General features: G+C 70.0%; 24 protein-coding genes. 7 read left to right on the top strand and 17 right to left on the bottom strand.

The window, feature by feature from the left end:
* Positions 1–5: 5 nt before the first annotated feature.
* A complete protein-coding gene (locus MBEBAB_RS01545) occupies positions 6–296 on the bottom strand; it encodes a hypothetical protein (RefSeq protein ID WP_021696161.1) in 291 nt (96 codons plus the stop codon).
* A 333-nt stretch (positions 297–629) separates the two neighbouring features.
* On the opposite strand from MBEBAB_RS01545, the gene MBEBAB_RS01540 reads away from it, so the two are divergent.
* Both MBEBAB_RS01540 and MBEBAB_RS01535 read left to right on the top strand, forming a co-directional pair.
* Positions 630–1,649 (top strand): NADP-dependent oxidoreductase, encoded by a 1,020-nt coding sequence (locus MBEBAB_RS01540; protein ID WP_021696160.1) that lies wholly within the window; start codon positions 630–632, stop codon positions 1,647–1,649.
* 2 nt (positions 1,650–1,651) lie between these two features.
* Positions 1,652–2,062 carry a hotdog family protein gene (locus MBEBAB_RS01535; protein WP_021696159.1) on the top strand — a complete coding sequence of 137 codons (411 nt, stop codon included), beginning with the start codon at positions 1,652–1,654 and terminating at the stop codon, positions 2,060–2,062.
* Positions 2,063–2,214: 152 nt separating this feature from the next.
* On the opposite strand, the gene MBEBAB_RS01530 is transcribed toward MBEBAB_RS01535, so the two are convergent.
* Positions 2,215–3,006: a SapC family protein gene (locus tag MBEBAB_RS01530; protein WP_021696158.1), complete on the bottom strand. Its 792-nt coding sequence runs from the start codon at positions 3,004–3,006 to the stop codon at positions 2,215–2,217.
* Between the two features lie 111 nt (positions 3,007–3,117).
* Here MBEBAB_RS01530 and MBEBAB_RS01525 point away from each other — a divergent pair, with 111 nt between their 5' ends.
* Positions 3,118–3,600, top strand: a complete 483-nt coding sequence (locus tag MBEBAB_RS01525) for a Fur family transcriptional regulator (RefSeq protein WP_045318645.1) — start codon at positions 3,118–3,120, stop codon at positions 3,598–3,600.
* Between the two features lie 13 nt (positions 3,601–3,613).
* A complete protein-coding gene (locus tag MBEBAB_RS01520; RefSeq protein ID WP_045318644.1) occupies positions 3,614–4,489 on the top strand; it encodes an alpha/beta fold hydrolase in 876 nt (291 codons plus the stop codon).
* On the opposite strand, the gene MBEBAB_RS01515 is transcribed toward MBEBAB_RS01520, so the two are convergent.
* Together MBEBAB_RS01515 and MBEBAB_RS01510 are read right to left on the bottom strand one after the other, a co-directional pair.
* The gene (locus MBEBAB_RS01515) at positions 4,480–5,007 is read right to left on the bottom strand and encodes a CHAP domain-containing protein (RefSeq protein WP_021696155.1); all 528 of its coding nucleotides are present in this window, start codon (positions 5,005–5,007) and stop codon (positions 4,480–4,482) included. The two genes, MBEBAB_RS01520 and MBEBAB_RS01515, sit on opposite strands and share 10 nt — an antisense overlap.
* Positions 5,008–5,129: 122 nt before the next feature.
* On the bottom strand, positions 5,130–5,591 hold the full coding sequence (locus MBEBAB_RS01510) for a COG3650 family protein (protein WP_021696154.1): 462 nt from the start codon (positions 5,589–5,591) through the stop codon (positions 5,130–5,132).
* Between the two features lie 83 nt (positions 5,592–5,674).
* On the opposite strand from MBEBAB_RS01510, the gene MBEBAB_RS01505 reads away from it, so the two are divergent.
* Entirely contained in the window at positions 5,675–6,655 is a 981-nt protein-coding gene (locus tag MBEBAB_RS01505; RefSeq protein WP_306301972.1) for a DNA cytosine methyltransferase, read from the top strand.
* Positions 6,655–6,804: a DNA cytosine methyltransferase gene (locus MBEBAB_RS18215; protein ID WP_306301971.1), complete on the top strand. Its 150-nt coding sequence runs from the start codon at positions 6,655–6,657 to the stop codon at positions 6,802–6,804. Before MBEBAB_RS01505 ends, MBEBAB_RS18215 begins: the two co-directional genes overlap by 1 nt.
* Here MBEBAB_RS18215 and MBEBAB_RS01500 read toward each other — a convergent pair.
* The 5 genes from MBEBAB_RS01500 to MBEBAB_RS17040 form a co-directional block, all read right to left on the bottom strand.
* Positions 6,788–7,033: a hypothetical protein gene (locus MBEBAB_RS01500; protein ID WP_021696152.1), complete on the bottom strand. Its 246-nt coding sequence runs from the start codon at positions 7,031–7,033 to the stop codon at positions 6,788–6,790. The two genes, MBEBAB_RS18215 and MBEBAB_RS01500, sit on opposite strands and share 17 nt — an antisense overlap.
* Positions 7,034–7,135: 102 nt before the next feature.
* Entirely contained in the window at positions 7,136–7,498 is a 363-nt protein-coding gene (locus tag MBEBAB_RS01495; protein WP_021696151.1) for a DUF1318 domain-containing protein, read from the bottom strand.
* A 12-nt stretch (positions 7,499–7,510) separates the two neighbouring features.
* Positions 7,511–7,696, bottom strand: a complete 186-nt coding sequence (locus tag MBEBAB_RS01490) for a YnbE family lipoprotein (RefSeq protein WP_021696150.1) — start codon at positions 7,694–7,696, stop codon at positions 7,511–7,513.
* Positions 7,697–7,774: 78 nt separating this feature from the next.
* The gene (locus MBEBAB_RS17045) at positions 7,775–9,700 is read right to left on the bottom strand and encodes an intermembrane phospholipid transport protein YdbH family protein (RefSeq protein ID WP_021696149.1); all 1,926 of its coding nucleotides are present in this window, start codon (positions 9,698–9,700) and stop codon (positions 7,775–7,777) included.
* The gene (locus MBEBAB_RS17040; protein WP_021696148.1) at positions 9,697–10,983 is read right to left on the bottom strand and encodes an intermembrane phospholipid transport protein YdbH family protein; all 1,287 of its coding nucleotides are present in this window, start codon (positions 10,981–10,983) and stop codon (positions 9,697–9,699) included. Before MBEBAB_RS17040 ends, MBEBAB_RS17045 begins: the two co-directional genes overlap by 4 nt.
* Positions 10,984–11,312: 329 nt before the next feature.
* On the opposite strand from MBEBAB_RS17040, the gene MBEBAB_RS01480 reads away from it, so the two are divergent.
* Positions 11,313–12,680, top strand: coding sequence for a M23 family metallopeptidase (locus MBEBAB_RS01480; protein ID WP_021696146.1), 1,368 nt, complete (start codon positions 11,313–11,315; stop codon positions 12,678–12,680).
* Positions 12,681–12,766: 86 nt separating this feature from the next.
* On the opposite strand, the gene MBEBAB_RS17035 is transcribed toward MBEBAB_RS01480, so the two are convergent.
* From MBEBAB_RS17035 to MBEBAB_RS01445, 8 genes are all read right to left on the bottom strand, one after another.
* The gene (locus tag MBEBAB_RS17035) at positions 12,767–13,042 is read right to left on the bottom strand and encodes a hypothetical protein (RefSeq protein WP_242397018.1); all 276 of its coding nucleotides are present in this window, start codon (positions 13,040–13,042) and stop codon (positions 12,767–12,769) included.
* Positions 12,958–14,103, bottom strand: coding sequence for an FAD-dependent oxidoreductase (locus MBEBAB_RS17030; RefSeq protein WP_242397020.1), 1,146 nt, complete (start codon positions 14,101–14,103; stop codon positions 12,958–12,960). Before MBEBAB_RS17030 ends, MBEBAB_RS17035 begins: the two co-directional genes overlap by 85 nt.
* 469 nt (positions 14,104–14,572) lie before the next feature.
* A complete protein-coding gene (locus tag MBEBAB_RS01470; protein ID WP_021696144.1) occupies positions 14,573–14,830 on the bottom strand; it encodes a hypothetical protein in 258 nt (85 codons plus the stop codon).
* A 124-nt stretch (positions 14,831–14,954) separates the two neighbouring features.
* Complete coding sequence (gene motA / locus MBEBAB_RS01465; protein WP_021696143.1) at positions 14,955–15,824, bottom strand: flagellar motor stator protein MotA; 870 nt, start codon at positions 15,822–15,824, stop codon at positions 14,955–14,957.
* A 267-nt stretch (positions 15,825–16,091) separates the two neighbouring features.
* Positions 16,092–17,489, bottom strand: coding sequence for a dihydrolipoyl dehydrogenase (gene lpdA, locus MBEBAB_RS01460; RefSeq protein WP_021696142.1), 1,398 nt, complete (start codon positions 17,487–17,489; stop codon positions 16,092–16,094).
* A 1-nt stretch (position 17,490) separates the two neighbouring features.
* Entirely contained in the window at positions 17,491–18,018 is a 528-nt protein-coding gene (locus tag MBEBAB_RS01455; protein WP_045318643.1) for a hypothetical protein, read from the bottom strand.
* 64 nt (positions 18,019–18,082) lie between these two features.
* Entirely contained in the window at positions 18,083–18,418 is a 336-nt protein-coding gene (locus tag MBEBAB_RS01450) for a GIY-YIG nuclease family protein (RefSeq protein ID WP_021696141.1), read from the bottom strand.
* Positions 18,419–18,566: 148 nt separating this feature from the next.
* Positions 18,567–20,210, bottom strand: coding sequence for a dihydrolipoyl dehydrogenase family protein (locus MBEBAB_RS01445; RefSeq protein WP_021696140.1), 1,644 nt, complete (start codon positions 20,208–20,210; stop codon positions 18,567–18,569).
* Position 20,211 lies beyond the last annotated feature (1 nt).

Genomic DNA, 20,211 nt, shown 5'->3' with positions numbered 1-20,211 from the left:
TTGTCTTACTCCGGCGTGGCGGGCGTCGGTTCGCCGTCGGCGGGCAGCGGCGGAGACGAGGAGTCCCCCTCGAAGGTCCGGGCCGCGGCCGCCTCTTCGGGCACGGTCTCCAGTTCGCCGAGCTCTTCCTGGGTTCCGCCCCACAGCAGCATGTAGATCAGCACGATCAGCACCAGGGACACGATCATCACCAGCAGGATCCGGATGCCGCCGCGGCCCTGACGCGCCCGCTGGGGCGACACCACCGGGCCGTGGTCGTCGGAGTTTCCGGGATCGTTGGGCGGCTGTTGGGTCATGATGATGCTCCGTATCTGGGCCGGTCTTGAGAGCGGTCCCGGTTGCTGTCCCAAGGCAAACGTGTCGGAGGCTTGGCCGTTCCGAAGCTTGGCTGTTCGCGTCACGCACGAATTAATTTCAGGGCGCGGGAACCGGGGGCGGGGGTCCGTGTTCTCATCATGCGGAGGCGGCGACGCCCCCCCGACTTGAGACTGGCGCAAGCCAGTCTGTCGCCTCCGCGCCTCATTCTCGATGATGCTGACTTGGGCGGGTCCTTCATGGACCCGCCCTTTTCTTTTGGGCCGATGCCCGTCAAGGTGCGTCCTGAAAGAAAACGTCCTGGAGACCCGAACATGGCCCTCACCAATCGCCAATGGATTCTGCGCCAGCGCCCGAAGGGCCTGGTCCAGCCTACGGACCTGGAACTGGTCGAAAGCCCGGTTCCTGACCTCAAGGACAGCGAAGTCCTGGTGCGCACCGTCTATCTGTCGCTGGACCCCACCAATCGCACCTGGATGAACGACGCCGAAGGCTATCTGCCCGCCGTCAAGCTGGGCGAGGTCATGCGGGGCCTGACGCTGGGCGTGGTCGAGGACAGCAAGTCCGAACGCTTCAAGAAGGGCGACATCGTCACCCCCATGTCCGGCGGATGGGCGCTCTACGCCGTGGTTCCCGAGGACGGCCTGCGTCCCGTGCACCGCGCGCCGGGCCTGCCCCTGACCGCCAATCTCAGCGTTCTGGGCATGACCGGTCTGACCGCCTATTTCGGCGTCACCGACGTGTGCCGGCCCGAGCCCGGCCAGACCATGGTGATCTCCGCCGCCGCCGGCGCCGTGGGCTCCATCGCCGGGCAGATCGCCAAGCAGAAGGGGGCCCGGGTCATCGGCATCGCCGGCGGGCCCGAGAAATGCCGCTGGCTGACCGAGGAGCTCGGCTTCGACGGCGCCGTGGACTACAAGAACGAGGACGTGGGCGAGGCGCTGGACCGCCTGGCGCCGGACGGCATCGACATCAATTTCGAGAACGTCGGCGGCGACATCATGAACGCGGTCTGGAACCGCATGAACGTGCACGGCCGCATGGCGGTGTGCGGGCTGATCTCGGCCTATAACGCCACCCGCCCGCCGCCCTCGCCCAATTTCGCGCGCATCATCACCCACCGCCTCAACATCCAGGGCTTCCTGGTGCTGGACTACGCCCCCCGCGCCCGGGAAATGGTCGCGGAGATGGGGCCGTGGCTGGCCGAAGGGAAAATCCAGTGGAAGGTCCATGTGGACGAAGGGCTGGAATCGGCGCTGGAGTCGCTGAACCGCTTGTTCACCGGCGACCATGACGGCAAGCTGCTGGTCAAGGTGTCAGAGGAGCCTGCCTGAGCATGACCGAACCGGCCGACCCCCTGCATTTCGAGGACATCCAGGTCGGTCAGGTGCTCCCCATGGGGGCCTGTGCTGTGGACGGCGAGGCGCTCGCCGGCTTCATCGAACGGTTCGCACCCCACTGGCCCGCCGCCGACGGCGCGCCGGATGCCATGGTCTATGCCCTGTGGCGCAGGCTGGCCGATGAGTCCGAGCGCGGCATGGCGGTCAGCAAGGGTCTTGCTGTGGACGCCCTGCGCTTCATGCGCAACCCGCCCTCCGGCGAGCTGCTGCGCGGACGCATGACCGTCATGGGCAAGGATCCGGTCGGCGACGGCCGGGGCGTCGTCATCGCCCAGCACGATCTGCTGGACGAGGATGGGCGGCTGGTCTTCTCCTGCCTGTCGCGGACCCTGCTGCTCCGCCGCTGACGCGGCTTTCAGGACGAGCGCAAACGCGCGCTCAAGCAGGCCAGGGGCCGTTAGCGCAAAAACGCGCGCTCAAGCAGGCCAAGGGCCGTTAGCGCAAAAAAAAGAGGCGGCGGATCGCTCCGCCGCCTCCTTCATTTTTCAGGTCAGTCAAATCAGGCGTTGGCGGCCGCCGGAACGGGGCCGGCCCGGTCCAGGGTCATGGCCACAAGCCGGTCCCAGCCCAGCAGCGACACCAGGTGGGCGTAGATCTGGCCCAGGGCGCCGTTGTCGCGCAGTTCGGCCAGCTTCTCGGCCGGCAGGGCCTTCAGCTTGTCCTCGGACACGGCGTAGTACTGGGCCAGCTTCTGCACCGGACCGGGCGAGCCGTCCGGGTTGCGCGGGGTGTAGGTGGCTTCCTTGATCTCGAACAGGTCCAGCTCCTCCAGCATCGCTACGAAGCGGGTGGTGCGCTGGCGCTCCATTTCGAAGTCGTTGCAGAACTGCATGGCCTGCTCGGTGAAGGCGCTGGGCTTGTCGCCGTCGAACAGGGGCACCTGGCCGCCTTCGGCGATGAACGGCGCGCCGCGGTCGATGCACAGAACCATGCGCTTGTTCTCCTCGTCATTGGCGAAGACGAAGGGATAGCGGCGCACGAAGGCCGGCAGATAGGCGCTGGACAGGTACTGCCCCGCCTCGTCCACGAACAGGTTCTGGTCCTGACGCAGGGCCATGATCGCCACCGGCGACTTGGGCTCGCCCAGGAAGACGACCGGGAAGGACAGGGCGGCGGGCGAGAATTCGGTCACCGTCAGGGGCACCGTATTGGTGCCGGCCACGAAGGCGTAGGGCTTCTCGGCCTGGTTCACGCCCAGCTTGCCGTGGCGCTCCATATTCAGCGGTTCGGGCTGGCTGTAGAACAGGACGTTGCCGGAGATCGGGCTTTCGGGCGCTTGGGTGTCGGACATGAACTCGAGGCTCGGGTTGAAAGGGAAGCGCGCCTTCTAGCCCACAAGGTCCCCAACGGCAACGCGGCGCGAAGCGTTGCGATTCCGAACGCAAGCCATTAGCTGGGGGACATGGGCGAAGCCTGCGCACATCACCGCCACGACACCGGCCTCGGTCCGGCCGACGTGAGCGCCGCCCTCGGCGACGCAGAGGCGCGCTGCGTCCGGCGCGGAGAGCGCATGACCGGCCCCCGGCGCCGGGTGCTGGAGCTGCTGCTGGCCTCAGGCGAACCGGTCAAGGCCTATGACCTCATCGCCGCCTACGGCGCTGACGGACAGGCCGCCAAGCCGCCCACCGTCTACCGCGCCCTCGAATTCCTGGAGCGCCTGGGCCTGGCCCACCGCATCGCCTCCATCAGCGCCTATGTGGCCTGCAGCCACGGCGAACGGGCCCACGCCGCCGCCTTCCTGATCTGCGACTGCTGCGGCGCGGCGGTGGAGGTCAGCCCGCCGGCCGCCGCCGGCCTGTCCGGCCCGGCCGAGCAGAACGGCTATGTGCTGGAGCGTGTGACCATCGAAGGCCACGGCCTGTGCGCCGACTGCCGCGCGGGCTGACCCGGAACCGGCCATGACCTCACCCTTGAGCGTGGCCGCTTCCGGTCAGGAGAGCGGATCGATGTCGGGGCTGGACCTCGGCGACCCCGGCCGCCCCGTCGACCTGATCTTCGTTCACGCCAACGGCTTCAACGCCGGGACCTACCGCTTTCTGCTCGAGCCCCTGGCCCGGGACGCGCGCATCCTGGCGCCGGACCTGCGCGGGCACGGGCGCAGCGGTCTTCCCGCCGATCCGGTCTGGCGGCGGAACTGGCATGATTTCCGCGACGATCTGGTCGCCCTCATCGACGCCGTGGGCGGGCCGCCCGTGGTGCTGGCCGGTCATTCCATGGGGGCGGTCGTGGCCCTTCTGGCCGCCGAGCGCCGCCAGCACCGGGTGCGGTCGGTGGTCATGTTCGATCCGGTGATCCTGCCGCGCCCGGCCGCCCTGATGATGAGCTGGCCGCTGGCGGGGCGGATGGCGCGCCGCTATCCGCTGGTGGCCGGGGCCCTGCGCCGCCGCGCCCGGTTCGACAGCCGGGAGGCGGCGATCGAGGCCTATCGCGGCCGGGGCGCTTTCCGGGACTGGCCCGAACAGGCGCTGGCCGACTATGTGGCCGAAGGATTCAGGGACGTGGAGGACGGCGTCGAGCTGACCTGCGCGCCGGGGTGGGAGGCGTCGAACTACGCCGCCCAGGGACACGACCCCTGGCCCGTGCTCCGCCGCATGGCGCGGCCGGTCCATATCCTGAAGGGCGAGCGCGGATCGACGTGCAGCCTCGTGCCCGGGCAGATCGCCGACGTCACGGTGGAGACGGTCCCGGGAGGAACCCACTTCTTTCCGATGATCCAGCCCGAGGCGGCGCGCGCCGCGCTCAGGCGAAGTCTGTCAGAGTCCGGTCAGGGCTGACCCTGGTTCTGGCCGCCGCGGGCGGTCTGGATGGCGTCGCGCGTGGCGTTCTCGGCGCTGCGGTAGACGAAGCCGTAGGTGGGGTAGACGGTGGAGCCCAGGCCGTTGATCGGGTTGTACCAGACCTTGACCCGGCTCCAGTCCCCGGCGGGCGAGACGTCCACCACGGTGACGTTCTCCTCGACCCGGCCGCGGCTGCCGCCCCAGTTGGCGTGGGTGACGCGGATGACCCGCTCGGTCAGGATGTCGCTGACCACCGCCACATGGCCCCGGTTCATGCGGCCGTGGGGCTGGAACACCAGCACCGATCCGGCCTCGGGCGCCTCGCCGGTGCGGAAATTGCTGACGGCCTGACGCCACCAGGTCCAGGCGTCGCCGAAGATCTGGATGCCCGACAGCAGGCGCGCGAAGGTCACGCACTGCCAGTAGGGATCATCGGCGCGGGCGGTCTGGGGCGTGGCCAGGGTGAAAAAACCCAGCGAGGCCGCAACCAGGGCGGCGGTGAGCCGTTTCATCATATTGGCGTGCTCCGGACGTTTCGCGTCACAAGCCATAAATCATGTTCGCGAAGGGTTGAAGAACCCTTTCCAGGCTCAATTTGGGCGATTTCGGGGCAAACAGCGGTGGGCGAACCCGCCGCTCACGCCCGCGGCTCGCCCCGTTCGTCCGTATTCATCAGGAAGTCCACCGAGGCGGCGCAGCCGTTCAGCACCTCCTCGCCGATCTCGACCCGGGCTGTCAGGGGATAGGTCCGGTCGCTCATGCCGTCCGAACATGGGGTCTCGATCAGGGTGACGCTGAGGACCCGGCCCTGGTCGGTCTGGCCGCTCCACATGGCCGTGGTTCCCGCCATCTGCGGCCCGGCGTTGGGGGCCCGCTCCTCCGGCCGGTCCACCCCGGAATAGACCAGGCCGTCGCCGTCGATATTGACCGCCCAGAACGGCTCGGTGCCCAGCGCCCGCAGGGGCTCGGTCAGGATCACCTCGCCCAGGACCGCCTCCGGCTCGGCCGGCGCGGGCGCGGACTGATCCGGCGCTTCCCCCTGGGAGCAGGCGGTCAGGGTCAGGGCGGCGAGGGGGGCGATGACGGCGAGCGCGCGCATGATCTGGTCTCCGGTTGCAGTCACAGACTGCCCGCGCGGACGACAGTCGTGCAAGGGGGCGCCGGGTGGGCTAGCGTCGCCGGATGGCGAATCGCGAGCCCTTCAGCCTTTACGAGTTCTTCGCCGGGGGCGGCCTGGCCGGGCTGGGCCTGCACGGATTCCGCACGACCTTCGCCAACGACCTCGATGGGGCCAAGGCGGCCAGCTGGCGCGCCAACCACGCAGAACCCGACATCCTGAAACTGGCCGACGTCTGGGACCTGACGCCGGACGATCTGCCGGGCCATGCCGATCTGGCCTGGGCGTCGTCGCCCTGTCAGGACGTCAGCCTGGCGGGCGCGCGCGGCGGGCTGGACGCGCGGCGCTCGGGCGCCTTCTGGGGCTTCTGGCGTCTGATGACCGGCCTGGCCGGGCAGGGTCGGACGCCGGGCCTGATCGTGATCGAGAACGTCATGGGCCTGCTCACCTCCAATCAGGGGCGGGACTTCGCCGCCGTGTGCCGGGCGCTGCACGACGGGGGTTACGTCTTCGGGGCGGTGGAGGCGGATGCGGCCCTGTGGCTGCCCCAGTCGCGCCCGCGCCTGTTCCTCATCGCCTCGCGCCCGCCGGTCGCGGGCGCCGGGGAAGGGGCCGACCCCTTTCATTCCCCCCGCATCCGCGCCGCCCACGGCGCCCTGCCCGACGATCTGAAGGCGGGCTGGGTCTGGTGGCGCCTGTCGGCCCCGCCGCGCCGCAACACCGACCTGGCCGCCCTGCTGCAGCCGGATGACGCCGTCGCCTGGCTGGATGAGGACAAGGCGGCCGCCCTGCTGAACCTGCTGTCTCCCCTGCATCGCGCGCGGCTGGACGCAGCCGCGGCCTCTGGCGAGCGGCGCGTCGGCGCCGCCTACCGCCGTGTCCGGCTCGAGAACGATGTGAAGGTTCAGCGGCTGGAGATCCGCTTCGACGGCTTGGCCGGGTGCCTGCGCACGCCCGCGGGCGGCTCGTCGCGTCAGTTCGTGGTGGTCTGTCAGAACGGCCAGACCCGGGTGCGTCGTCTGACGGGGCGGGAGCCGCGCGGCTGATGGGGCTGCCGGACAGCTATGCGCTGCCGACGAGCGAAGTGGCGGCGCTGAAGCTGATGGGGGATGCGGTGGCCGTGCCGGTGGTCCGCGCCCTGGCGGATCAGATCCTGCGGCCCCTGCTGGAGGGCGCGGTCAGAACCGCCGCCTGATCCGTTCGTTGATCGACTCGGTGGACTCGACGCGGTCGTCGTGGCCGCTGCGGTGCGAGTGGAAGGCCAGGATCATCAGGCCGGCGGTCAGCAGGGCGGTTCCCACCGCGCCGATGCTGAGGGCGATCCAGCCGTGAACAGTCATGGGCGCGGCGCCCATGGCCTCCCAGGCCAGGCCCATCGCCCCCACCGACAGGCCCGCCAGAACGACGGCGCCCAGCAGGATCAACGCCGCGCGCCCGCGCGGCCCCGGCCCCTTTCGGGGCGGGGCCGGGGATCCCCAGGGGCCAGGAACGGGCGCGGAAGCCGACATGGGTTCAGACCCGATCGATCAGTTCTGGACCCACTGGCCCTGGGCGTTGCGGTACCACTCGCCTTCGGCGAGGCGGGCCCGCAGCAGGGCTTCGAACATGCGCGCGGCGGCCACCTCGGTGGACACCCCCGTTTCGGCGGCGCGGGAGGCGTAGGCGCGGCGGCGGGCCTCATTGGTCACGCGCACGGCCTCCTGCAGGTCGGAGTCCGACGTCCCCGAGCGGAAGCCCAGATAGCCGTCGGCCTGCTCGCCCACCACGCCCTCGACCTTGGCCTCGTCGATCATGGACTTCTGGGCGTTGGTCTGGGCCATGGAGGCGCCGGCCACGCCGATGGCGGCGACTGCGGCGCCGATCACGAACAGCTTGCGGAAATTCATCATCCGATCCTCCGATCAGAACAGGTTGGGATTCTCTTCCAGGAGATCACGAAGCTCCTGGTCGAGACGGACACGCACGTCGGCGTCCAGCTTGGCGTAGATCTGTATGGGATCCACCTGCAGCCGGATCGTCGGGGCGCAGGCCACACCGCCCACAAGGGCCATGGCGCAGACAGCGGCGATTTCGCGTTTCGAGATCATGGGCGGCAGGCTCCACGGTTTGAACGTTTCATATCCATAAGCACCCTCTAGCGTGAACCCGCGCTGAACGACGAAGTTTCATTCTTCTTCATCGGAATTCTCTTCGGCCTCGCCCCGCCGGGCCCGGTTCAGGGACATGATGTCCGAAACCAGCTGATTCAGGTTCAGGGTGGTGTCCAGGGTCAGGTCGATCTCGGTGCCCGACGGCAGGGGCAGCTCCCGGTTCAGGAAATCGCGGCTGATCAGTTCGGACAGGGTCAGGCGCAGCTCCTGCCGCTCGGGCGGGTCATGCCGCCCCCGGATGCGGAACAGCACCCCCAGCCGGCCCTCATCAAGGCTGTTGACCTCGGCCGTCAGGATGTCGAAGGCCAGCTCCTCCATGGCCTGATAGGCCAGGTCCTGCACCACATTGGGCGGCACATCCTCGCCGCCGCCGCCCGCCTCCAGCCCGCTGAGGGCCTCGCGCTCGATCTCCAGCCGCCCCGGCTGAACCGCATAGAGCGACCCGCCGATGATCCGGAACCCGTGCTCGGCGTCCCAGGTGAAGGGCACGCGCCCGGACACCACCGCGTCCAGCCCCACCTGCTCGCCGAACCCCGCCCCGCCGAGCAGCTCGCCCAGCTGCACGTTTTCGAACACCAGCGTCCCGGCGAAGGGCTGGGTCCGGTCCAGCGGCACGTCGAACGGCTCGATCACCACGCGCCCGCCCGCCACGTCCAGATCCGCCCCCGACACCTGGAACGACCCCGCGCCCAGTTCGAACAGCAGGTTCAGGTCCGTGACCGCGGCCAGGGCCTGGATGCCCTCGGCGGTCAGGCGCTGGTCCGGCGCCGTGATCAGCGGGGTCAGGCTGGTGAAGGCCACCGCGCCGTTCAGCCCGGTCACCGGACCGGCCGGACTGACGAAGTCCAGGTCCCGCACCGTCAGCACGCCGCTGCTGGTCGCGCCTTCCGGGGTCCAGTCGAACCGGCCCGTAAAGCCCGCGCCGCCCGTCACCGGCGGGTCGATCAGGCCCTCGGTCAGGGGCGTCACGTCGTCGGGCTGCAGCCCGTCTTCGGCGAACACCAGATCCGAGGCGTCGAAGGCCACGCCCCCCGCCTCGGCGCGGCCGTCGTGCTTCAGGTCCACACGGCCCAGACGGTGCGGCCCCGCCGAAACCTCGAAGCGACCCTGCCAGACATCGGCGGCCAGAGAGGCGGAGCCCGTGGCGTCCAGAGGCTGGAAGCGCTGGGGCTGGGCGGTGTCGGCCACCCGCGCGGCCTCGACGACGGTGTCCATCTCCAGACCCGCCGCGGTCCCGCGCACGGTCAGGGGCCCGGCCATGTCGCTGAAGCGCGTGGCCAGGAAGGGAACCTCGGCGGCGGCGTCCTGCATCCGCCCCCGCGCCGTCCAGCCGCCGTCCGCCACCGTGATCAGCGGGCCGTCCCCCGCGCACAGATCGCCGGACAGGTCGCGCGCGTCGTTCTCGCCGAAGGCCAGCTGCGCCGCCGTGATCACCACACAGCCGTCCGGCCGGAACGTCAGCCGGCCGCCGCCGGAGGTCAGCGTCCCCGCCGCCGCCACGTCGATGTCGCGGGCGAAGCCGAAATTGAAACCGGCCGCGCCGTCCAGCGCTGCGGTGAACCCGCCGGGCGTCAGACGCCAGTCGGGAACCTGCACCCGCACATCCGTCTCGGGCGCCGTTCCGGTCAGGATCAGGGCCCCGCCGCCGGTCTGGCCCGGACGCGCGGCGTAGAGCGGGGCGTCGGGGTGCGCCCCAAGGGTGATCAGGCCGCCGTTCAAGGGCGTGATCCGGGCCGCCTGGCCCAGCACCAGCTCTGTGCCCGTGCTGCCGGTCCTCAGCCGGAACGACGACGCCTCCAGCCGGAAGCCGCCCAGCGCCCGCTTCAGGGCCGCCAGCTCCGGCGGATCGTCGGCCCCCGGCGCGCCCAGCAGCGGCCAGCGGCCACGCTCGGCCCGCAGCCGCCCGGCCGCCTCCGCCAGCACCACGCCCTCCCCGGTCACATCGGCGTCCAGCGCCCGTCGATGCCGCTCAGGCTCAGCTCGCCGAACGCCAGGCTGCGCGCCTGAACCGAGGCGGCGGCGGTGATCTCGAAGGCGCTCGCCTGGCCCGACCCGCTGCGCCCGCCCGCCGACACCGCGCCGGAACGCACATCAAGACCCGCGATCGTCAGGTCGCCCGACCGCATCCGGCCGGCTGCCAGGGTCATGGGGCCGTCCAGCCGCCATCGCAGCGCGCCGTCGCGTCCGCTCACATCCAGCGCGGTCTCGCTGAACGACACCCGTGCGGCCGAGGCGCTGGTCTGGCCCAGGGTCAGGGCGTCGGCGCCGATCATGCCTTCGCTTTCGCCCGTCAGCTGGAACGTCTCCAGCCAGCCGTTCACCCGGCCGTCCAGGGCGATGCGCGCGCCCACGGCCCGGCCGGAGAAATCCCCGGCCTCCAGTCGCCCGGCCGCCAGGGTCGCGGTCAGATCCAGATCGCCCTCGCTGCGCCGCGCGTCCAGGTCGGGATAGGGCGCCTCGCCGCTCAAGCCCACCCGCACGGCTTCGCCCGACAGGCCGGGCGCCGCGACGTCCTCAAAGATCGCAGCAAGGTCCAGCCGCGTCCGCTCGCCCATGGTGGTCAGGTCCAGCCGGGCGCCGGACAGATTGATCCGCGTGTCGCCGCTGACCAGGGCCGCGTTGCCCGCCCGCGCGCTCAGGCGCATCAGCCGGCCGTCATCGATCCGGGCGTCGGCGCGCACATCCAGCGGGCCATAGTTCGTGCCGAGATTCAGGCGGCCCTGTTCGATCAGCACCAGCGGGCCGCGCGCCTCCGGGCCCGGAGGGCGGCCGCGGAACTCCTCGATCAGCGGATCCAGCGATCCCATGCTGAAGACGCCGTCCCGCCAGTTGGCCCGCAGGATCGGCCGGATCAGGCGGATGCGGCTCGGCGTCACGCCCAGCCCCGTCTCCGACCAGGGCAGGCCGAGGGCGTAGTCCACCTCGACCCGTTCGACGGAGAAATCGGGATCGTCCCCGTCGCCGACGCGGATGCGGGCGGTCAGGGTGTCCAGCTCAAGCCGCTCGATCTCGACCTCGGCCTCGATCCCCCGCCGCTCCAGCCAGCCGACCAGAACCTGCCGCGCCGCCTCGCGCCGGGCGGCGTACAGCGTCAGGGCCGCCGCCAGAAGCAGCCCCAGGATCACCAGCAGCACGATCACCAGCCGTCCCGGGCCGCGCCCGGACCTGCGGCGGCCATCGGGAATGACGGGCGAGGACGGCTGGCTGTCCCGGGTTTCGCTCACGCGCGCTCCATCACTCTGTTTGGCGCTCCTGAGATAGCCGGAACACGCGGCCGCGCAAACCGGCCCGCCCTGAAGCCTGCGTCAGCCGCTCTTGCCCGGCCCCTGTGACGGCAATCGGGCGAAGCCGTTCAACGGGGGAATGCAACGCGGTTAAAACACCCCTTGAATGGAGAAACTGCTGGCGGTTAACGATTTGTAACGGGATGCTTCCCATTAAGGGACAGGCGAGCTATAGCCATTCGCTCGCGCATTCCGGGGTTGACCAGCCCCGGTGAGACAGTTTTCAGTGACCAGGCGCCACGGATGGCGCTGCCGATTGACGGGGACCGATGGCTCAGTTCGATCCACGCCGCCAGCCCAAGCGCTTCACGCCGCACATGTTCACGGCGGCCGCCGCCGTCGCGGTGGCTCTTCTGGCCGGCAAGCTCTATCAACCGGTCACGGCGGCTGAAGTTCCGCCGCTGACGGCCGAACAGATCGCCGCTCTCGAAATTCAGGCCTTCGCCTCCGCCGGCGCTCCGGCGGGCATGAGCCAGCCCGAAACCGTCCAGGTCCAGATTCAACGGGGTGAGACCCTCGAACAGGCCATGCTGCGCACCGGCATCGGCGCCGACGAGGCCCGCGCCATCGTCCGCACCCTCGGCAACGCCTATGACGTGGTGAACATCCGCGCCGGCCAGCGCTTCGAGACCGCCATCTCGCGCCCCCGCGTCGGCCGCGGCGACGCCCGCCTGATCGGCCTGACCGTGCGCACCGGTCCCGCGACCCAGCTGACCGTGTCGCGCAGCTTCGACGGCGCCCTGCGCCTTCGCGAACTTGAAGAGCAGGTCTCCAACGAGACCACCGTCGCCACCGGCGAGATTCACGGCTCCCTGTCCGCCTCGGCGGGCCGCCTGGGTGCCAACTCGCGCATCGTGGCCCAGGCCGTGCGCCTGTTCTCCCACAAGATCGACTTCTCGCGCGACATCAAGGCGGGCGACAGCTTCACCCTGGTGTTCGACCGCACCGTGACCGAAAGCGGCCGCACCGTGGACACCGGCGAGCTGATCTACGCCGAGATCAAGGGCCAGGTGTTCTACCGCTTCCAGCCCGAGGGCTCGAACGAGGCCAAATATTTCGACGCCGACGGCAAGAACATCCGCGGCTTCCTGCTGCGCACCCCCGTGGACGGCGCGCGCATCTCCTCCAACTACGGCGTCCGTCGCCACCCCATCTCCGGCTATCGCCGCATGCACCAGGGCATGGACTTCGCCGCGCCCACGGGCACGCCCGTCTTCGCCGCTTCCGACGGCGTGGTGGTCGAGGCCCGTCGCTGGGGCGGTTACGGCAACTGGGTCCGCATCCGCCACGGCAACGGCTGGGAGACCGGCTACGCCCACCTGTCGCGCTTCGCACGCGGCCTGCGTCCCGGCCAGCGGGTCAGCCAGGGCGACGTGGTCGCCTATGTGGGCTCCACCGGCGCCTCCACCGGCCCGCACCTGCACTATGAAGTCTGGCGCAACGGCGCCCGGGTCAACCCGACCGGCGCGCAGATCCCTTCGGGATCCGAACTGGCCGGCGCCGAACTGGCCGCCTTCCAGGCCGAACGCCGTCGCATCGACGCCCTGATCGCCGCCCGCCGCGCCGGCGGCGCCGTCCCGACCCAGCACGGCCGCCGCCGAAGGCTCCCGCCCCGCCCAGCTGATCCGCTTCGCTGATCGGCCTCAGCGCTTCCCCAGACTCTCCCTGTCCGGAGCCACCCGCCGCGCCGCTGCGCGCGGAAGGGGCGAGGGCGCGCCCGTGATCAGGCTCGCCACATGGTCCGCCAGCAACGGCGCCGCCGTGAATCCGCGTGAGCCCAGCCCGCCGAGAATGAACAGCCCCTCCTCCAGCCGGCCGCGACCGGCAGCCGGTCCCGTGTGGCCGCCCGGATGGCCGCATGGCGATGCACCTGGACGGACGCAACGCGCACCGCCAGGTCGGGCAGCACCGCCTTCAGGGCCTCCAGATTGCGGAGATCGTCCGCGTCCCGCAGGGCCTCGTCCGTGTCGTCGCGGTCATGGGTGGCGCCGAACAGCACGCCCTCGCCGGTGGGCGCCGCATAACCACCCCAGGCCGCGCCCACGGCCGGACCCGCGTCCAGATCCGCCCAGCCCGCCTGCCCCCGGACAGCCTGCAGCCCCGCCATGCCCAGAGCCGCCGCGCCCCATCCGGCGGCCAGCACCACCGTCTCGGCCTCGGCCAATTCGTCGCCCGCGTCATCCAGCACCCGCCACGCCGCGCCACGACGCTCCAGCCGCGCCGCCCGGCCCGCCACCCGCCGCACGCCTGCCAGCCAGCGTCCAGGACCGCCGCCGGCCGCACCGTCAGGGCGCCCTGCATCATCAAGCCGCCGCCGGTCACGGTTTCGCCCAGCGCCCCGGACGCCTCGGCGGCGCTGACCCGCGTCATGGCCCCCGGCGCCCAGACGGCCTGGCCGGCCACCTTGTCGAACCGTCCCGAGTCACGTGGGCCGTGCTCCAGTCTCAGCACGCCGCGCGCAACGATCGCATCCGGCGCCTCGCCGTACAGCTGTCCGGCCCGCTCCAGCGCCTGGGCGAACAGACGGGCCAGATCCTCGTCGCCCACATCCAGCCGGGGCGTCGCCAGGGCCGCCGGAAAGCCCGACGCCATGGCCGTGTCGTCCGCGATCACCACGGGGTCCGCGCCCTGGGCGCGCAGGGCCCGCGCCAGACTGGCCCCCGCGATTCCCGCGCCGATGACCGCCACCCGTCCGCCGTCATGACGAGGCGGCTCGCCGGGCAGGACCGCCTCCAGCCGCTCGCGCTTGCGGCCATGGCCGGGGCGCTTGTCCACCTGAAAGCCGCGCTCGGCCAGGCCCCGGCGCACCGTCCCGGCCACGGTGAAGGTGGCCACACGCGCGCCGGGCGCGGATCGCGCGGCCATGCCGTCCAGCACGGCGTCCGACCACATGCCGGGGTTCAGGGCGGGCGAGAATCCGTCCAGGAACCAGGCGTCGGCCGCCCCGCTCCACTGGTCCAGCGCCCAGGCCGCGTCACCCACGGCCAGATCGAGGGTGGCGTTCCAGTCCGGCAGATCGATCCGGTGAAACCCGGGCGTCGCGGGCGGCCAGCGGTCCAGCAGCGCCTGGGCCGCTTCGGCGATCTCCGGCCATGCGGACAGGCGCGCGCCGCATCCAGGCGCGACACCGGAAAGCCCTCAATGGAGAAGATGTGGAGCCGACCACCGGCCCGGCTTTGGCGCCACAGGTGCAGCAGGGCGGCGATGTTCAGGCCGGTGCCGAACCCCAGCTCGGCCACGGTGAAGCGCTTGCGGTCCGACCAGGCGTCCGGCAGGCCGCAGCCCGCCAGGAACACCGTCCGGCTCTCGGCGAGGCCGTCTTCAAGGGAATAGTAGACGTCGCCGAAGCGGGGCGACCTGGGCCCGCCCGTCTCAGACCAGTCCAGGGGCCAGTTCAGGGAATTGTCGGGTTCATCGGCCATGTCCGGCTAGAGCACCGGCCGGGCGGCGCGATCAAGACCGGGCATGTAAAAAGGGGCCGCCCGACGGGCGACCCCTTTCCAATCGCTTTGCTCTTGCGAGCGAAGGATTACTCGGCGGCCGGAGCTTCTTCGGCGGCTTCTTCGGTCGCTTCACCAGCGGCGTCGGCGGCTTCACCGGCGGCCATGGCGGCGTCTTCAGCAGCGGCGTCGGCGGTGGCGGCGGCGTCGGCGGCCGTGTCGGCGGCGGCGTCGGCTTCCACAGCGGCTTCGTCAGCGGTGGTTTCTTCGGCGGCCGGCTGGCAAGCGGCGACGGACAGGGCGGCGGCGGCGCCGGCGGCGGCGACGAGCAGTTGACGGATGGTCATATGGGATATCCTTCAGAAGGGTGGTGCGGGGTCATGATTCCCGCGTCACCAGATAACGCGATCGTGAGGTGGCCCGTCAAGGGAAATTCTCACGGCTTCGTGATTACAGCCAAGCTTTTCCGGATCAGACGGCCGTCCCGGCCTCGGACAGGGCTTCCTCCAGCTCGGTGAAGGACGGCTGGGCCGTGGACGGGACGTCGCCCCGGCCGATCTCGACCGAGATCTGGGCGGCGTTGCCGTGCAGGTGCGCCACCAGCACCGACTGGATGATCTTGTAGTAGGCCGCGTCGCCCTCGATGATCTCCTTCAGGCGCGTGGCCAGAGGGCCCACCAGGCCATAGGCCAGGAACACGCCCAGGAAGGTGCCCACCAGGGCCCCGCCGATCATGCCGCCCAGAACCTCGGGCGGTTCGGTGATGGAGGCCATGGTCTTGATGACGCCCAGCACCGCCGCGACGATGCCCAGCGCCGGCAGGGCGTCTGCGGTGTTCTGCAGCGCATGGGCCGGGGCCAGGGCTTCGTGGTGGTGCTTCTCCAGCTGCTTCTCCATGGCGTCCTCGACCTGGTGCGGGTCCTCGAGGTTCATGGTCATCATGCGCAGGGTGTCGCAGATGAAGTCGGTGGCGAAATGGTCCTTCAGGATCTTGGGATATTTCTGGAAGATCGTGGACTCGGCCGGCTTCTCGATGTGGCTTTCCAGAGCGATCACGCCCTTGGACTTCATGGTCTTGGTCAGCAGGAACAGCAGGCTGAGAAGGTCGCGGTAGTCGCCCTTCTTCCACTTGGGCCCGGCGAACACCTTGCCCAGACCGCCCAGCACCCCTTTCAGGGTGGTGACGGAGTTGGAGATCAGCAGCGCCGCGACGGCCGCGCCGCCGATCATCATCATCTCATAGGGCAGGGAGTGCAGGATGACCCCCATCTTCCCGCCCGCGATGGTGTATCCGCCGAACACCATGGCGAACAGCACGATGATGCCGATGATCTGAAACATGGAAAGCCAGCCCTTTTCACGCCGTTCTGGCGCGGATTCAGCGGCACCATGCCCGTTAATGCTTAAGGCCGGGTTTTCACGACGCTTGCCCTATGCTCGCGTCGCGGACGCTCGCGGCTTGAGGGCGCGAGTGCACCATCCTGAAACGACGAGCATGGCGCACGGCGCTCTCGCGCCCGCCCTCAAGCAGCGAGGCCCCGCGGGCCGAGCGATAGGGCCCCTATCGCCCTCAAGCAGCGAGCGCCCGTGGCGCGAGCGGTAGGGCCCCTAAATATGTATGGCGTGGCCCAGGGCGCGCAGGCTGGCTTCGTGCAAGGCCTCGCCCATGGTCGGGTGCACGTGGATGACGCCGGCCACGTCCTCCAGCACCGCCCCCATCTCCATCATCTGGGCGAAGCTGTTGGACAGCTCCGACACATGCTGGCCCACCGCCTGGATGCCGAGGATGCGGTGGTCGGCTTTCGCGGCGATCACCCGCACGAAGCCGCCGTCGTCGCCGGCCTCAAGCGCCAGGGCCCGGCCGATGGCGGAGAAGGGAAACACCGACTGGATCACGTCATCGCGGCCCTTCACGTCGTCAGGACCCAGCCCCGCCGAGACGATCTCGGGCTCGGTGAAGCACACCGCCGCGATGGTCACGGGATCAAAAACACGATCGTGCCCGGCGATGATCTCGGCGACCACCTCGCCCTGGGCCGAGCCCTTGTGGGCCAGCATGGGTTCGCCGGTCAGGTCGCCCACGGCCCAGACGTTCTTCATGGCGGTGGCGCAGCGCTGATCCACCTTCACGAACGGTCCGTCCATGGCCAGGCCCATGGTCTCCAGGCCCCAGCCCTGGGTGCGCGGGCGGCGGCCCACGGTCACCAGCACCTTGTCCGCCGGAATCTGGATCGGCTTGCCGTCCTTCGTGGTGACCGACAGCTTGCCCTTTTCGAAGCCGCCGGCGCGGGCGCCCAGATGCAGGGTCACGCCGTGGCGCTCCATCCACTTCATCACGGGATCGGTCAGGGCCTTGTCGTAGAGCGGCAGGATGCGCTCGGCCATCTCCACCACCGTCACCTCGGCGCCCAGCTTGCGGTAGGCGATGCCCAGCTCCAGCCCGATGTAGCCGCCGCCGACCACCACCAGCTTCTTCGGCACTTCCGACAGGGACAGGGCCCCGGTGGACGAGATCACGTCCCCGCCGAACGGCAGGAACGGCAGCTCCACCGGCTCGGACCCCGTGGCCAGGATCACATGTTCGGCGGTGATGCGGATGTCGCCGTCATCGGTGGAGACGGTGCAGGTCTTGGCGTCAGTAAAGGTGGCCCAGCCGGTGATGACCTTGACCCTGGCCTTCTTCAGCAGGGCCGCGACCCCGCCGTTCAGCTTTTTGACGATCCCGTCCTTCCACGCCACCGTGGCCTTCAGGTCGATGGCCGGCTTGGCCGCCGTGATCCCCAGCGTTCCGCCGTCGGCCGCCTTGGCAACCGTCTCGAACTTGCCCGCCGCATGGATGATCGCCTTGGACGGAATGCAGCCGACGTTCAGGCAGGTCCCGCCGAGGCCGTCCCCGCCGTCCACCAGCACGGTGTCCAGCCCCAGCTGCCCGCAGCGGATGCCGGCCACATAGCCGCCGGTCCCGGCGCCGATGATGAGGACTTTGGTTTTGAGAGATTGGGTCATTTCAGCTTCCGTTAGATCGCAGGCGCGCAGCTTCTGCTCGCAGGGCCGGGCCGATGCGGGGATCGGCGTTTTCGCTCACCGGGATAAAGTCGAGAATCTGCCACTGGCCGATGCGACGCCAGTCTTGAGAGAAGCCTATACGGTTCGCGTAGGCTATAACGAGTGTGCCCGGCCGCCATTCGGCGCGCGCATAGTCCTGTGGGTCGCAGGCGATCATCGGCAGCGTCTGGCGCGTCGGCGCCGGTCCCTTCACGCTGGCGATGCTGTCCAACACCACTTCGACGCCCATGTCGCGCGGAGCCGGCCCTGTCTCGCTGGCCCATTCTGCGGAAACGATCCGGCCGAGGTAAACGGAGGCGGACAAGTTCCACAGATGATCCTGCCGCTCGGTCCTGGCGGTCGCTGACTCAGCGGATGACAGCGCGGGACGGTTCGGATCGGCGGGGAAGCAGGCGAGCGCGGGGCCGGCTGTGAGCGTGACCGCCAGCGCGGCGCCAATGATGAGCCTTTTGGTTTTGAGGATCTGCATCTTTTTTTTCCGCTCATCCCCGCGAAAGCGGGGACCCAGTTCTGTCCAGCTTGACGCCGGCGTTTCAGTCTTCCTCGACGGGCGGAGCCCAGTCCTTTGCATCCACCAGATCGCCCAGGCGCAGCCGATCATGAAGGTCGTCCCAAGCGGGATTGGCCTTCTCGATCAAGTCCAGCTTCCAGACCCGATTCCATTTCTTGATCCGGCGCTCGCGCTTGAACGCGGCCTCACGGCTGTCAAACACCTCGTACCAGACCAGCCGATCCACGCCGTATTTCGCGGTGAAGCCTCCGAAGGTCTTGTTCTTGTGCTGGTTCACGCGCGTGACCAGGTCGTCGGTCGAGCCGACATAGATCGTCCCGTTTCGCCCACTCGCCACGATGTAGGTGAAGAAGGCCATTCTAGCGCCGCTCATCCCCGCGAACGCGGGGACCCAGTCCTGTCCAGCCTGGCGCTGGAGCAGATCGGTTCAGCAAAACTCTCACGGTTTCATCACCCAAAGCACTGGGTCCCCGCATTCGCGGGGATGAGCGGAAAGAAAAGGAACGCTACCCCATCCACAGCGTCGCCGGGTGCTCCAGCAGGCCCTTGATGCGCTGGACGAACACGGCCGCGTCGTGGCCGTCGACGATGCGGTGATCGAAGCTGGACGACAGGTTCATCATCTTGCGCACCACCATCTGGCCGTCGATCACCACCACGCGATCGGCGATCTTGTTGGGGCCGACGATGGCCACCTCCGGGTGGTTGATGATGGGGGTGTGCACCACCCCGCCCAGGGTCCCCAGCGAGGTGATGGTGATGGTGGAGCCGCTCAGTTCGTCCCGTTTGGCCGAGCCGTCCTTCGCCGCACTCGCCACCCGGGCGATCTCCTTGGCCGTGTCCCAGGGATCGCGCGCCTCGGCGTTGCGGACCACCGGCACCATCAGGCCGTTGGGCGTCTGGGCCGCGATGCCCAGATGCACGGCGGCGTGGGTGGTCAGGATGCCGCCCTCGTCGTCATAGTGGCTGTTGATGGTCGGCTGGTCGCGCAGGGCCACCACGATGGCGCGGGCGATGAAGGGCAGGACGTTCAGCTTGGGCTGGTCCTTCGCCTTCGTGGCGTTCATGTGCGCCCGCAGCGCCTCCAGCGCCGTGACGTCGATCTCCTCGACGTAGGTGATGTGCGGAATGCGCCGGACGCTGTCGGCCATCTTCTCCGCGATCTTGCGGCGCAGGCCGATGATGCGGGTCTCGGTGGTCCCCTCCGCCGCCGCATAGAGCGAGCCGCCCGAGGACGCCGCCGCCGGGGCCGATCCGCCCGACAGGAAGGCGTCCAGATCGGAGTGCTCGATGCGGCCGCCGGGGCCGGAGCCGGGCACGAACTGGAGTTCCACGCCCATGTCGCGGGCCCGCTGACGCACCGCCGGCGAGGCCAGCGGGCGCACGCCGGGGGTCTGGGCCTGACGGGCGACGGCGTCACGCGCCTTGGCGGGCTGTGACGAAGACGGCCTTGAGGCGGCTTTCTCCGGCGCAGGCGCCGATTTCGCCGCGCTCGGGGCGGGAGCAGCGACCGGGGCGGCGGGCTCGGACGACCCGGCCTCCCCCGCGAAACTCACCAGCGGCCCGCCGACGGCCAGGGCCTGACCCGGCTCGCCGTGCAGGACCGCGATGGTCCCGGCGACGGGGCTGGTGATCTCGACGGTGGCCTTGTCGGTCATGACCTCGGCCAGGATCTGGTCTTCCTCGACCGCGTCCCCGACCTTCACGTGCCAGCTGACCAGCTCGGCCTCGGCGGTGCCTTCGCCCACGTCGGGCAGCTTGAACACGCGGCCGACACCGGCGGTGGGCGCGGCCGGCGCCTCATCCTTCGCAGGGGGCGGAGCGGCGGGTTCCGACGTCGGTTGCGGGGCCGGAGCGTCCGCCGGCTTCGCAACAGGAGCGGGGGCGGCCGCCTCGGCGTTGCCCGCGCCCGCCACCTCGAACTCCACCAGCGGCGATCCCACGGCCAGCTGCTGGCCCGGTTCGCCATGGGCGGCGGTGACCTTGCCCGCCACCGGGCTGGTCAGCTCCACCGTGGCCTTGTCGGTCATGACGTCGGCGATGACCTGGTCTTCCTCGACCACGTCGCCCACCTTCACATGCCAGGCCACCAGTTCGGCCTCGGCGGTGCCTTCGCCCACGTCGGGCAGCTTGAACACATAGCGTCCCATA

This window comes from Brevundimonas abyssalis TAR-001, assembly GCF_000466985.1.
In the GTDB taxonomy this organism is placed as follows: Bacteria; Pseudomonadota; Alphaproteobacteria; order Caulobacterales; family Caulobacteraceae; genus Brevundimonas; species Brevundimonas abyssalis.
Note: the sequence above shows the minus strand (reverse complement) of the source record. Positions and strands in the feature narration are given on the sequence as shown.

Bases quoted from the DNA above. Each gene is read 5' to 3' on its own strand.
- MBEBAB_RS01505 (WP_306301972.1), top strand. From the start codon at position 5,675: ATGGCGAATCGCGAGCCCTTCAGCCTTTACGAGTTCTTCGCCGGGGGC.
- MBEBAB_RS01520 (WP_045318644.1), top strand. From the start codon at position 3,614: ATGACCTCACCCTTGAGCGTGGCCGCTTCCGGTCAGGAGAGCGGATCG.
- MBEBAB_RS01490 (WP_021696150.1), bottom strand. From the start codon at position 7,696: ATGATCTCGAAACGCGAAATCGCCGCTGTCTGCGCCATGGCCCTTGTG.
- MBEBAB_RS01470 (WP_021696144.1), bottom strand. From the start codon at position 14,830: ATGACCATCCGTCAACTGCTCGTCGCCGCCGCCGGCGCCGCCGCCGCC.
- MBEBAB_RS18215 (WP_306301971.1), top strand. From the start codon at position 6,655: ATGGGGCTGCCGGACAGCTATGCGCTGCCGACGAGCGAAGTGGCGGCG.
- MBEBAB_RS01535 (WP_021696159.1), top strand. From the start codon at position 1,652: ATGACCGAACCGGCCGACCCCCTGCATTTCGAGGACATCCAGGTCGGT.
- MBEBAB_RS01530 (WP_021696158.1), bottom strand. From the start codon at position 3,006: ATGTCCGACACCCAAGCGCCCGAAAGCCCGATCTCCGGCAACGTCCTG.
- MBEBAB_RS01515 (WP_021696155.1), bottom strand. From the start codon at position 5,007: ATGATGAAACGGCTCACCGCCGCCCTGGTTGCGGCCTCGCTGGGTTTT.
- MBEBAB_RS01445 (WP_021696140.1), bottom strand. From the start codon at position 20,210: ATGGGACGCTATGTGTTCAAGCTGCCCGACGTGGGCGAAGGCACCGCC.
- MBEBAB_RS01525 (WP_045318645.1), top strand. From the start codon at position 3,118: ATGGGCGAAGCCTGCGCACATCACCGCCACGACACCGGCCTCGGTCCG.
- MBEBAB_RS01480 (WP_021696146.1), top strand. From the start codon at position 11,313: ATGGCTCAGTTCGATCCACGCCGCCAGCCCAAGCGCTTCACGCCGCAC.
- MBEBAB_RS01450 (WP_021696141.1), bottom strand. From the start codon at position 18,418: ATGGCCTTCTTCACCTACATCGTGGCGAGTGGGCGAAACGGGACGATC.
- MBEBAB_RS01540 (WP_021696160.1), top strand. From the start codon at position 630: ATGGCCCTCACCAATCGCCAATGGATTCTGCGCCAGCGCCCGAAGGGC.
- MBEBAB_RS01495 (WP_021696151.1), bottom strand. From the start codon at position 7,498: ATGATGAATTTCCGCAAGCTGTTCGTGATCGGCGCCGCAGTCGCCGCC.
- MBEBAB_RS01455 (WP_045318643.1), bottom strand. From the start codon at position 18,018: ATGCAGATCCTCAAAACCAAAAGGCTCATCATTGGCGCCGCGCTGGCG.
- MBEBAB_RS01510 (WP_021696154.1), bottom strand. From the start codon at position 5,591: ATGCGCGCGCTCGCCGTCATCGCCCCCCTCGCCGCCCTGACCCTGACC.
- motA (WP_021696143.1), bottom strand. From the start codon at position 15,824: ATGTTTCAGATCATCGGCATCATCGTGCTGTTCGCCATGGTGTTCGGC.
- lpdA (WP_021696142.1), bottom strand. From the start codon at position 17,489: ATGACCCAATCTCTCAAAACCAAAGTCCTCATCATCGGCGCCGGGACC.
- MBEBAB_RS01545 (WP_021696161.1), bottom strand. From the start codon at position 296: ATGACCCAACAGCCGCCCAACGATCCCGGAAACTCCGACGACCACGGC.